This is a genomic window from Tardiphaga sp., from assembly GCF_028290785.1.
Classification (GTDB): Bacteria; Pseudomonadota; Alphaproteobacteria; order Rhizobiales; family Xanthobacteraceae; genus Tardiphaga.
Window position 1 is genome coordinate 1 of the sequence record NZ_JAQGJD010000112.1, and the last position, 12,201, is coordinate 12,201.

The following is a 12,201-nucleotide window of genomic DNA, read 5'->3' on the forward strand; positions in this document are numbered from 1 at the left end:
TCCAGCCGGTCGGGAAGATATCGCCAAGGAACAGCGCTTGTTCGTCGGTCATGCCGTTGGGAATGATGATGGGCGAGACATCGGCGTAGGGCACGCGGACATATTCCGCCTGGCCACCGGCATAGGCACCGGTCAGATGCGAATAGCCGAACAGGCCGGCGGTCGGATAGCCAAAGGCGGCCGTCGCGTTTTCCGGCGTACGGTTGCTGCGCTGACATACCGACCAGTTACCCTTGCGGCATTGCTCGCACTCCCCGCAGCAGATTGTGAACGGTACGACGACGCGGTCTCCGACCTTCAGCTTCTTGTTGTCCGCGCCGACCTCCACCACTTCTCCCATGAATTCGTGGCCCAGAACGTCGCCCTTTTCCATAAAGGGAATGTAGCCGTCCATCAGATGGAGATCCGATCCACAGATCGCGCAAGCGGTCATCTTGATGATGGCATCGCGGCCGTGTTCGATCTTCGGGTCTGGAACGCTATCGCAGCGGATGTCGTTTTTGCCGTGCCAACACAGTGCTTTCATGATTTTCCGTTCCTACGCGGTTTGCTCGTATTTCGGTGTCCTGTCGGGACTTCCCGTTCAAGCGGAGGCCGCCAAGTTTGTTCCAGCTGGCGTTTGCTATCCAGGTTTTCGCCGCCGCACATGTCGTGACCCCTCTTGAGCTTTCGGAACTCAAAACGTGGCCGCCGGTTGAGCGATTAAACCGAGGATGCACCATGACCGTCGCCGCAGGTTTCACGCCCACCGACCTGGAGCTCATGATCAAACATGAACTTCGGAAAGATCGGGAAGTATCGGAGGCCTTGCTGATCCGGATTATTCGCCAGGGGGGCGTCCTGGCGCGCCGAGGCGCGATTTAAGGCCAGTCACACCGGCCTGCTGGGTGACTACAAGGCCAGCATTGCAAAGAGGGTCACCGAGATCGGCGAGCAGCTGGCTCCAGGTCACCGGGCTTGTTGGTTAGTTCCAGTCGGCTGCAGGATCGCGGCTTCGTCCTGACGCCGCGCCGAGCGATGCCGCGGCCAGCATCAACCTGAAGGTAGAGGTAAGTCGCGGGCTACCCGCCTACCCGACCGGTTTCAGCGCCGGCGCGATCCGGTGCGGCAGCAGATGCTCCCGCGGCGGTTCGCCGCCCCAGATGCTGACCAGTAGATCGACAATGCTGGGACCGAATTCGGGATGCGGAATCGCGACCGACGTCAGCCACGGAGCGAGCCAGGCATTGATCGGGTTGCCGTCGATGCCCACCAGCTCGCAATCCCCGGGGACCCGGACGCCGCTCTCCCTTGCAAGACGGTGAACGCCATAGGCGACCTGATCGCTGACGCACATGGCGCCGCGCGGCCAGCGGCGGCGGGCGGCGAAGCTGCGGGCAGCAGCGTAGCCGATCTCCAGGTGAGAGGTGCCGGGAGCCTCGGCCCGGCAGATCGCTGCGTCCGGCACGCCGCGCAGGACGGCGCGGTCGCAGAAGCCCTTCACCCTGTCGCGGGTGGTCGATGAGCCTTGCGACGGGAACACGACCGCTGGCTCGGTGATGCCCAAGTCCAGGAGATAGTCGGCCGCGTCGGCGCCAGCGGCGACGTTGTCGGTTCCGACATAGGCGCCGCCGCCGAACGGGCTCCGCCGGCTGACGAATACCATCGGCGCGCCGCGGGCCACGAAGTCGCTCAGGCCGGGACTGGGTTGGCTGGCCACCATCACGTAGCCCTGCACGACCTGCGAGCGCATCGCATTCAGGTAATCATCCTGCAGATCGGACCGGTCGTGAGTATCGCACAGGATCATGACGTAGCCGGCGGCACGAAGCGCGGCCTCGGTCGAGGCCGCGATAGCGGCCATCACGGGATTGTCGAGGTTGGCCGCCAGCATCGCGACCAGCCGGCTCTCGCGGCGCCGCAATGCCCGCCCGACCTGGTTCGGATGGTATCCGACCGATTCAATCGCCTGCCGGACGCGCGCCACCGTCTCGGACGAGGCCCGCCCGGTTTCGCCGTTCACGATCCGCGACACCGTGGCAATCGAAACGCCCGCCTTGGCCGCGACGGTGGCGAGCGACACGGGAGTGACCCCCGTCCGGTTCGCGTCGCTCATGTTCGTGCCTTCTCCGAAATCAGTCGCCCTACCTTCTACAGCGCAAGATCGCTTGACAGGCAAGGCAAACGTTTGCCAAACTTTATTCAGCAGTCGCGAAGCCCACCGTGAGATGGGCCGCCGGGAGGAGGACTGTCAAAATGAAGATGATCGCCAAGGCCCTTTTGCTGGCTCTCGCGCTGGCCGCGGGAGTTTGTCCGGCGCTCGCCCAAACCAGTTTGCGAATGACCTGGTACTCGGATGGCAACGAGGGCGAGGTCATGGCCGACCTGCTCAAACGGTTCGAGAGCAAGAATGCCGACATCAAGGTCGTCCTCGATCAGGTGCCCGTCAACGAGACGTTGCCGGTGCAGCTCGCATCCGGCCAAGGGCCGGACATGGCGCGCGTCGGCGACATGGGCGGCCTTGCCCGATACATGCTCGACCTGCGCCCCTATCTGAAGAACGCGGCCTACTGGGAAGCGAACTACGCGCCGTTCCTGGCATGGATGCGCGTCCCCGGCGATACCTCGTCGATCCCCGGATTCATGACCCAGCTGACCTTGACCGGTCCGTTCGTCAACAAGACCCTGTTCGAGCAAGCGGGCATCGCCATGCCCGACTCCAAGGCGACCTGGCAGGAGTGGGCCAAGGCCACGAAGGAGGTCGCGGCGAAGACCGGCGCCGCCTTCCCGATCGCGTTCGATCGCTCCGGCCACCGCTTCTTCGCGCTGGCGATCTCGCAGGGCGCCACCGTGTTCAATGCCGCCGGCGAGCCGGCGGTGGTGGATGAGGGCTTCAAGCGGGCCGCCCAACTGATCGCCGAGTGGCACAAGAGCGGCATCATGTCGAAGGAGCTGTGGGGCTCGGTCGCGGGCTCCGCCTACCGGGGCGCCAACGAGGAGTTCAAGAACGCGCAGGCCGTAATGTACATGTCCGGCTCATGGCAGATCGGCCAGTTCGACAAGACCGTCGGCGACGCCTTCGACTGGGTGGCGGTCCCGACGCCGTGTGGACCGGCCAATTGCTCCGGCATGCCGGGCGGCGCGGCCCTCGTGGGCATCAAGGCGACCCGGCATCCGGCCGAAGTCGCGCGCGTGCTCGACTACCTCGCGAGCGAAGAAATCGTGGCGGAGTTCTACGCCCGCTCGCTGTTCGTGCCGGGGCATCTCGGCCTTGCCGCCAAGGGCGTTGACTACAAGACCGCATCGCCGCAGGCGAAGGCCGCCCTCAAGGTGTTCAGCGACGAAGTGTCGAAGCTCGATCCGCTCGCCTATCGGCTGCAGGGCTACACCAGCAACCGCATCGTTTTCAACGCGGTGATCAGCCGCCTCGGGCAGGCGGTGACGGGTGAAGCGACGCTCGACGAAGCCTACGGACGCATCACGCAGGACATCGCCCAGCAGATCGCCGAGCGAAACAAGAAGTGAGCGATCCACATGTCCGGACGGCGTGACGGTGTGAGCACGGACGCAGCGCAGAATGGCCCGGCGGGCACGGTCCCGGCCGCGGCGATCGTCGCGCGCCCGCTCGGCGCGCTGATTGCGCTACCGCTGCGGCTGCTCGACGCGCCGATGCGCGCGCTGCAGCGCACGATCGGCGAGCGGCGCATGCCCTACGTCTTCCTGGCGCCGAACGCCGCGTTCTTCGGCGTGTTTGTGTTTCTGCCGATCGCCATCAACCTGTGGTTCTCGGTGACCGGTGGGCCGGCGCTGTTTCTGTCGGAGCGGCCCTATGTCGGCGCGGGCCAATACGGATATTTGTTCGAGTGCGGCTCCTTCCTCGACCCGAACTCGTGCCGAGAGGACCATTTCTGGCGCGGCGTCGCCAACACCGCAAAGTTCACGCTGTTCCAGGTAGTCGCCATGGTGGCGTTCTCCCTGATCACCGCGGTCGTCCTGAACATGAAAATCCGGGCGCGCGGCTTCTTCCGGGCGGTGTACTTTTTCCCGGTATTGCTGTCGCCGGTGGTCGTCGCGCTGATCTGGAAATGGATACTGCAACGGGACGGCCTCCTGAACGCCGCGATTACATCGCTCGGCGGACAGAAGATCCTGTTCTTCGTCGATCCCGGCTGGGCGATGTTCTGGGCCGTTCTGGTGTCGGTCTGGGCCCATATGGGCTTTTACACGCTGATCCTGCTCGCAGGCCTGCAGGCGATTCCCGCGGATCTCTACGAGGCCGCCGAGATGGACGCGACGCCGCGCTGGCGCGTGTTCCGGCGCATCACCCTGCCGATGCTATGGCCGAACATGGTGGTGGTGATCGTACTGGCGCTCATCAAGGGCGTTCAGACCTTCGACGAGGTCTTCGTCCTGACGGGCGGCGGCCCGGGCACCGCGACCCTGATGGTGGTGCAGTACATCTACGAGACCGCGTTCTCGAACCAGGTGCAAAATTTCGGGCTTGCCGCCGCCGCTTCCTGCGTGCTCGGCGTGGTGCTGTTCGGCCTGACGCTCGCTCAACTCGCGGCCTCGCGCCGCCGTGCGACCTGAGGCGTGAGATGAAAATCGCCGCGTTCCTGACCCGTCGCCGCGTCGCCGGCCGGCGCATCCACTGGACCGACATCGTCGCTTACGGCTATCTCGCGGTCGGGGTCGTCGTGATGTTCGGGCCGGTGCTCTGGCTCGTGCTGTCCTCGTTCAAGACGCCGGCCGGCCTGCTCGAGTTTCCGCCCTCGCTGTTGCCGATGGCGCAGGTCGAGGTCACTGTACCCGGCCAGCCGCAACCGCTGCCCCTGTTCCGCACCACGCTGCCCGACGGCCAGGTGCGCGACCTCGTGCAGTTGCGCCGCGTCGGCATCGTGGCGCAGATGGCCGATCCCAAGGACCCGACCCAGACCTTCCGCGTACCGATCGACAAGCGCGAGCCGGTCCGCGCCTTTGCGATGGCCACCGGCAACTATACCGAGCCTCTCGCCCGCTTCGACTTTCTGCGCTTCCTCTGGAATTCGATCTTCGTCACCGTCGTGGCGACGGCCATTACGCTGCTGATCAACTCGATGGCCGCCTACGCGCTATCGATCTACGAATTTCCGGGTAAGGGTTTCGCCATCCTCACCGTCATTGGCACGCTGATGATCCCGATTACGATCATTCTGGTGCCGGTCTACCTCGTTGTAACCGAACTCAGGCTCGTCAATTCACTCTGGGCCGTGATCCTGCCGGGCGCAGCGACCCCCACCGGCGTATTCCTGTTGCGGCAATACATGTTGACGCTCCCGCGCGACCTCATCGAGGCAGCCCGCATGGACAAGGCTTCGGAGTGGCAGATCTACTGGCGCATCGTCATGCCGCTCACCATGCCGGCGCTGGCGGTGCTCGCAATCTTCTCGGTGATGTGGCGCTGGAACGAGTTCCTGTGGCCGCTGGCCGTGCTCACCAAGACAGAGAGCTACACGTTGCAGATCGGCCTTAATGCCTTCCAGGGTGAACTCCAGACGCAGTGGCACTACCTGCTTGCCATGACGGTGATGACACTGCTGCCGATCGCGCTCGTTTTCGTCTTTTTACAGCGCTTCATCGCCACCGGCATTGGCAACACGGGGATGAAATGAACGAACCGGTGCACTATGGCTGACCTGAAACTTGTCGGCATCACCAAGTCTTATGGCGGCCTTGCGGTGATCCACGGAATCGATCTCGCGGTGCGCGACGGCGAGTTCGTGGTTTTCGTCGGCCCGTCCGGCTGCGGGAAATCCACCCTGCTGCGCATCATCGCCGGCCTGGAGGAGGTGACCGGGGGAGACATCCTGATCGATGGCGTCAGCGTTACCCGCCTGCCCGCGTCGGATCGCGGGCTCGCGATGGTGTTTCAGTCCTACGCGCTCTACCCGCACATGAGTGTGCGCAAGAACATGGGCTTCGCCCTCGAAAACATGCGCCTGCCGGTAGCCGAGATCGCATCCCGGGTCGAGCGCGCCGCAAGCATGCTGCAGCTCACGCCCTATCTCGAGCGCAAGCCGAAGGCGCTGTCCGGCGGGCAACGCCAACGCGTCGCGATCGGGCGTGCGATCGTTCGCGATCCCAAGATTTTCCTGTTCGACGAGCCGCTGTCCAATCTCGACGCCGAGCTCCGGGTCGCCACCCGCAAGGAACTGGCCGCGCTGCATGCCGAGATCGGCAGCACGATGATCTACGTGACGCACGACCAGGTCGAGGCGATGACGCTGGCGGACCGCATCGTGGTGTTGCGCGCCGGCCGCATCGAACAGACGGGGACGCCGCTCGACCTCTACAACCGCCCGGCCAACCTGTTCGTCGCGGGCTTTATCGGCTCGCCGCGCATGAATACTCTGCCGGCGACCGTGGTGACGGCCGGGCCGGACGGCGGAATGATGCTCGCCGGACGAGAGATCGCAGCCGCGGTGCCGGACACCCTCAAGCCGGGCGACGCCGTGACCCTCGGCATCCGGCCGGAACACCTCGCGACGGTCATCCCGGGCGATGCTGGCAGATCCCAAGCGTCGGACCTGACGGTCACCGTGGATCTGGCGGAGCAACTCGGCAGCGAGACCTATCTTTACGCCCAGACCGCTGACGGCAACCCGGTGACGATCCGACAGGCCGGCCAGATCACCATCACCCGCGGCAACCGCATCGACCTCCTGATCCAGCGCGACGCGCTGCATGTCTTCAACTCCGCAGGCCTCCGCGTCGCCCAATCTGCAACGGAAACTCTTGGATGAAAGCTCTGACGACAGGCCGCTACCTTGGGCGCGACGGGATTTGGGCCGTGTTTGCCCTGGGACAGGATGCGGCCGAACTGCGCATCGGAATGCTGGAGGCAAATCTCGGCCGGGTGGTGCTGAAGCGGCCAGGCGGCTATCGCCTCGACCGCGGCTGGTCGATCGCCCCCGGCGGGCTGGAGCCTCCCTATGAGGGGCGGCTGCGTGACGACCTCGCGGGTTTTGCTTGCCCGGATACCGACGTTTCCGAGGATGGCAAGACCGTCACCCTGGCGATCGCGGGAGGGCTCGCGGCCGAAGTGACGCTCGACCCGTTCGGGATCGCGTGGCGCCGCGCCGGAGATGACCGGCCTTTCCTGCAGGACCGCCCAACGCAGGCCTACTTCATCTCGAACAAGACGCCGGCGTTCCAGCACGTCATGGTGCGTGAGCCGGACGAGCGGCACTACGGTCTCGGCGACAAGACCGGGCCGCTCGACCATACCGGCCGTCGTTTTCGTATCGACGCAGTAGACCCCTGCGGCTTCGACGCCGAACTGAGCGACCCGCTGTACAAGATGATCCCGTTTTTGATCGTCGATGGGCCACTCGGCGCGCATGGAATTTTCTATGACAGCCTGGCGGTCGCCGAGATGGATCTCGGTTGCACGCTCGACAATTACCACGGCCTGTTCCGGTCCTATGCGGCGCAGGACGGCGACCTGGATTATTACGTGTTGGCCGGTCCCGACGTCCGGTCGGTGGTGCGCGGCTTCTCCTGGCTGACCGGAGGCCAGGCCTTCGCACCGAAGTGGTCGCTGGGTTTTGCTACCACCTCGATGGCGATCGCCGATGCACCGGATGCCGATGCGCGCATCAGCGATTTCATCGCGAAATGCCGTGAACATGATATTCCGTGCGACAGTTTCCATTTCGGCTCCGGCTACACCTCGATCGGCCCGCGCCGCTACGCCTTCAACTGGAACCACTCCAAATTTCCCGATCCATCCGGCACCATGGCGCGGTTGAAGGCGGCTGGCATGCAGCCGGTGACCAATCTGAAACCGTGCCTGCTCGACGACCATCCGCGACTGGACGAGGCCAGGGCGGCCGATATCCTGGTGCGGGACGGCGTGACCGGCGAGCCGGCGGTGGCGCAGTTCTGGGACGGACTGGGCTTTCACCTCGACTTCACCAACCCGGCCGGCCGGACGTGGTGGCGCCGGGGCATCGAGACCGCGCTGCTCGACCACGGGGTGGTGTCGGTCTGGAACGACAACAACGAATACGAGATTTGGGACGAGGACGCGGTTTGCGACGGCGACGGCCGGCCCTTCCCACAGGCGGTGGCCCGGCCCGCCCAGCCGCTGCTGATGACGAAGCTGTCCCACGAAACCCAGTGTGCACGCGCGCCCGACAAGCGCCCCTATGCGCTGACCCGCGGCGGGCCAGCCGGAATCGCGCGTTACGGCCAGACCTGGTCCGGCGACAACGAGACCGCCTGGAAGACGTTGCGCTACAACCTCACCCAGGGGCTCACCATGAGCCTGTCGGGCATGTTCAACATCGGCCACGATGTCGGCGGCTTTCATGGGCCGAGCCCAGGGCCCGAGCTGTTCTGCCGCTTCGTCGAGTTCTGCTCGCTGTGGCCGCGCTTCGTAATGAATTCCTGGAACGACAACGGTGTCGTCAACCTGCCCTGGATGCATCCGGAGGTGATCCCGCAGGTCCGCGAAGCCGTCCAGTTCCGCTACCGCCTGATGCCCTATCTGTACACGGCGATGTGGCGGGCCTCTCGCGACGACGAGCCGGTCGTTCGACCGCTGCTCTATGACTTTCCCGGCGATGCCGCCGCGATTGCGATCGACGATTGCTTCATGCTCGGGCGCGACCTTCTGGTCGCCCCCGTGCTGGCGGAAGGCGACCGGCACCGCGCCGTCTACCTGCCCGCTCATCCCGGAGGCTGGTACGACCTGCGGACCGGCGAGCACCACGAGGGCGGCAGCGTGGCGCGCGTCGATGCGCCGTTCGGAAGGCTCCCGGTCTGGGTCCGGTCGGGCGCCATGATCCCGATTTCGGACCAAATGAACGGAATCGATCCGGCGCGGGACGACGGCCGCACGCTGCTGGTGTTCGGCGAGCCCGCCGACGCCTCAACCGCCGATCTCTACGAGGACGACGGCGATACGGCCGATTGGCGTTCCGGCGGGCTGCATGTCGGCTTCCGGCTGCGTCGCGACGGAGACGCTCTCGCGGTCTCCACCGAGGCGCACGGCGCCTACCGCCCTGCCTATGGCCGCATTGTGGTCAAGCGCGTCGGTGCTGGCCGGCCGATCCGTGTCGAGACCGGCACGGGCCCGGTCAGCCTCGCGATTGAAACGCCCTGACGCGGCGCTGTACGCCTCGTCACGCGCGATCACCTGCGCGGAGGCGGCGAAGGGTGAAGGGTGTTGTGCAGGCCGACATCACGGCAATTGCGGCCACGGCCAAAGGACACCGCGACGATGAAGTATTCCACTTCCCGCCGCGGCGGCTTTTTGCATCAAAAAGTATTATCATCTGATTCTATGAATTGGGACCGACTCAAAACCGCGGCATTGATATTTGTATCCTCGGGCTGGTGGCCGACCGTCTTGCTGTTGCTGGCAACGGCGACGGTCGGGCCGGCCCTGGGCAGCATCATGCGTCCGGTTTTCGTGCTCGGATGCGCCGCGGCCGGATGGTTCGCATGGCGCCGAAGCGCGGAGTCGCATGTTCAGTCGGCGGTGCTGCTGTTCGCTTTTGCGCCTTTCGTCCGTCGTCTCGTCGACCTGACCGCGGGTTTCGACCAGCTCAGCATCATGCTGATCGGTCCGCTGCTGTTTATCCTGACGCCGCTGCCGAGCCTATGGACCTTGCTATCGACGACGGATCGACCGCGCAATCCCTGGCTGGTGGCGCCGGTGATCGTGCTCGGCTGTATCGTCTATGGCGCCGCGCTTTCGATGTTCCAGAACGACTGGTTCAACGCGGCCAATGGCGTGCTGAAATGGGCTGCACCGGTGCTCTATGCCATCGCCCTTCAGCAGCGCGTCGATTCCAGCGGCTCACTGGTCAACGCGCTGGCCCGGATGTTTCTCGTGGTGCTGCCGCTGACCGGAGCCTACGGCATCTGGCAATATGTCGATCCGCCCGACTGGGATAGATTATGGATGAACTATGCCAGCATCACGTCGGCGGGCTCTCCGTTGCCGTACATGGTGCGGGTGTTCAGCACGATGAACGGCCCTGCCAGCTATGCGACGTTCACGGCGGCCGGACTGCTGCTCGTCGGCTTCCTGCGTCCGGGATGGCAATCGCTGGTGGCGATGATGCCGGCAGCGCTGGGCCTGCTGCTGTCGCTGTACCGCACCGGGTGGATCGCTCTGGCACTCGGCGTCCTGTTCTGCATGTTTTTCAGCTCGACGCGGAAGCGCGCCTTGTCCACGGCCCTCGGCATTGGTGGCGCGGCTTTCGCGGCGATCCTGTTCACACCCTTCGGCGACACCATCTCCACGCGCTTGGAGTCGCTTGGCGGCGGTGCGGAAGATGGCAGCGGTCGCGAGCGGCTCGAGGAGTTCGTCACGCTGTGGAACACGCCCGACAGCATGATGATGGGATCGGGCTTCACTGTCACTGACGTCGGCGTAGCCGGCGCAATGCCGATCGATGGCCAGATCGTCGCGAGTTGGATCACCCTGGGCATTCCGATCGGGTTGCTGTGTCTGACGGCCTACGTCTGCGCCGCTATCTGGGCTACTTCGGCCGCATGGCGGATGCCGACGCGAGAGGGTGTGGTGCTCGGCGCTCTGGCGTTCGGCGCGATCCTGATCCAGATGCCGTTGACGGGCGTGTCCTCCGGCGAAGTATCCGTACTGTTCTGGATGCTGGTCGCGATGGCCTGCCCGATCGACCGGACTACGCCGGGCGTCGAGGCCCCCGCGCTACCGCTGCAGCCAGCGCAGTACCGCGTGCGTGGAATAGATCCCACAACATGAACAGTAGGTGATGCAGCGTCAGCAGGTCGGGTCGGGTCGGATCGGCCACGACGGGCGGTGGGCGTTCAGAACAAAACCGAGAACCCTGCTATTAAAATCGCTGGATGATTTCTATTAATCCGGTGAATAGGAGTGATGGTTCTCCATGTATTGAAGGTGCGGATCGGAAAATTCGTTGGTGATCAGCTCGCAGTCCGCCAGCGTGCCCTGCGCAGCGCCGCGGCGACCGCATCGAGGAAATGATCGATATCCGCCTCACTCGTATAGGCGTGGGGAGCAACGCGGTTCACGGCCGAAAGTCCACGAAATTCAAGGTCGGCCCGGGCATACTGGCGGTCGACGACCGCAGCCGCAATATTGACCTCGGCCAGATGCCGATTCAGTTCCGCAGGTGCGAGCGACGGTGTTCCGAATGTGAGAAAGGCAGGCTCGCGATCGATCTCCTCAAACACGGTTACGTCAGGAATTGTCGACAGGCCGGCATGGAGCCGGGCCAGACGCATCCGGATGGTGTCGCGGATGTTATTGATGCCGCAGCGGAGGGCGTACTCGACCGCGACGCCGAGGCCTAATCGTCCTGCCACCGAGAATTCATAGGTCTCGAAGCGTCCCGCATCGGAGCGCGTGGAATAACCCTCCAGCGAGGTCCACTCCGAGCCAGCCTGACTCAATATTGGCGGATCGCCCAACTGCGCGAGGGCGCGGTCGGACAGTGCCATGATGGCCTCGCCGCGCGGGCCGCGTAGCCACTTGCGGCTCGGTGCGACGAGAACATCTGCGCCCATCGACGCCATCCCGAGCCGGATCTGCCCCACGGCCTGGGCTCCATCGACGAACAGCAGACATCCGTCCGGACGCGGCAACGCGGCGATCGCCTCGACCGGCTGCCGCACGCCCGACCCACTGGCGACCACCGGCAGACAGATCGCCACGGTTCGCTCGTCAATCAAGGCTGCGGCACGCGCGACATCGATGCGGCCTGAACCCTCATCGAACGGCATCACGTCGATGGCGATAGCGCCTGCCCGCTTCTGCTTCAGCAGGTTCAACACATTGCTGGCCCATTCCGAGCGGGCAACGAGAATCCGCGCACCGGGGCGAGCCGGCATTGCGAGCAGGGCCATCGCCCACAGGTGACCGGCGCTGCCGCCAAAGGCGATATGATGCGCGTGGCATTGCAGCAGGTCAGCAACGCTGGCGCGCACGCCAGCGAGACGCTCCGCTGCCTCTGCGGCCGCCCAATGCGGACCGACGCTCGCCTCCCTTGTCAGATGAGTGACGACCGTCTCAGTGACAAACCGCGGCGGCAGCCCGGCTCCTGCGGCATTCAGATGCACAAGGTTGGAGGCGCCGGGTGTTTCGGCGCAAAACGATGCGAGGTCGAAACCCGCCGACGGCGTGGCGATGCCCTTACTCACGTCTCTCTCCCTCATATGATTTTTCCG

At 64.8% G+C, this 12,201-nt stretch carries 11 protein-coding genes; 8 read left to right on the top strand and 3 right to left on the bottom strand.

What is annotated here, in order from left to right; all coding sequences use genetic code 11:
- A partial coding sequence (locus JWR89_RS06200; protein WP_299713128.1) for an alcohol dehydrogenase catalytic domain-containing protein occupies positions 1-526 on the bottom strand: 526 nt, incomplete at its 3' end.
- Between the two features lie 194 nt (positions 527-720).
- Between JWR89_RS06200 and JWR89_RS06205 the strand changes: the two genes are divergently transcribed.
- The gene (locus JWR89_RS06205) at positions 721-864 is read left to right on the top strand and encodes a hypothetical protein (protein WP_299713131.1); all 144 of its coding nucleotides are present in this window, start codon (positions 721-723) and stop codon (positions 862-864) included.
- A 205-nt stretch (positions 865-1,069) separates the two neighbouring features.
- Here JWR89_RS06205 and JWR89_RS06210 read toward each other — a convergent pair whose 3' ends face one another.
- Positions 1,070-2,095, bottom strand: coding sequence for a LacI family DNA-binding transcriptional regulator (locus JWR89_RS06210; protein ID WP_299713134.1), 1,026 nt, complete (start codon positions 2,093-2,095; stop codon positions 1,070-1,072).
- A 140-nt stretch (positions 2,096-2,235) separates the two neighbouring features.
- Between JWR89_RS06210 and JWR89_RS06215 the strand changes: the two genes are divergently transcribed.
- The 7 genes from JWR89_RS06215 (at position 2,236) to JWR89_RS06245 (ending at position 10,756) form a co-directional block, all read left to right on the top strand.
- Positions 2,236-3,504: an extracellular solute-binding protein gene (locus JWR89_RS06215; protein ID WP_299713138.1), complete on the top strand. Its 1,269-nt coding sequence runs from the start codon at positions 2,236-2,238 to the stop codon at positions 3,502-3,504.
- A 144-nt stretch (positions 3,505-3,648) separates the two neighbouring features.
- Complete coding sequence (locus tag JWR89_RS06220; RefSeq protein WP_299713199.1) at positions 3,649-4,569, top strand: sugar ABC transporter permease; 921 nt, start codon at positions 3,649-3,651, stop codon at positions 4,567-4,569.
- Positions 4,570-4,577: 8 nt separating this feature from the next.
- Positions 4,578-5,630 carry a carbohydrate ABC transporter permease gene (locus tag JWR89_RS06225; RefSeq protein ID WP_299713140.1) on the top strand — a complete coding sequence of 351 codons (1,053 nt, stop codon included), beginning with the start codon at positions 4,578-4,580 and terminating at the stop codon, positions 5,628-5,630.
- Between the two features lie 15 nt (positions 5,631-5,645).
- Positions 5,646-6,761 carry a sn-glycerol-3-phosphate ABC transporter ATP-binding protein UgpC gene (gene ugpC / locus JWR89_RS06230; protein ID WP_299713143.1) on the top strand — a complete coding sequence of 372 codons (1,116 nt, stop codon included), beginning with the start codon at positions 5,646-5,648 and terminating at the stop codon, positions 6,759-6,761.
- A gap of 47 nt (positions 6,762-6,808) precedes the next feature.
- Complete coding sequence (locus JWR89_RS06235; protein WP_299713145.1) at positions 6,809-9,127, top strand: TIM-barrel domain-containing protein; 2,319 nt, start codon at positions 6,809-6,811, stop codon at positions 9,125-9,127.
- A 53-nt stretch (positions 9,128-9,180) separates the two neighbouring features.
- On the top strand, positions 9,181-9,303 hold the full coding sequence (locus tag JWR89_RS06240; protein WP_299713148.1) for a hypothetical protein: 123 nt from the start codon (positions 9,181-9,183) through the stop codon (positions 9,301-9,303).
- A 118-nt stretch (positions 9,304-9,421) separates the two neighbouring features.
- Positions 9,422-10,756 carry an O-antigen ligase domain-containing protein gene (locus JWR89_RS06245; RefSeq protein WP_299713150.1) on the top strand — a complete coding sequence of 445 codons (1,335 nt, stop codon included), beginning with the start codon at positions 9,422-9,424 and terminating at the stop codon, positions 10,754-10,756.
- A gap of 182 nt (positions 10,757-10,938) precedes the next feature.
- On the opposite strand, the gene JWR89_RS06250 is transcribed toward JWR89_RS06245, so the two are convergent.
- Complete coding sequence (locus JWR89_RS06250) at positions 10,939-12,174, bottom strand: aminotransferase class V-fold PLP-dependent enzyme (RefSeq protein ID WP_299713153.1); 1,236 nt, start codon at positions 12,172-12,174, stop codon at positions 10,939-10,941.
- Positions 12,175-12,201 lie beyond the last annotated feature (27 nt).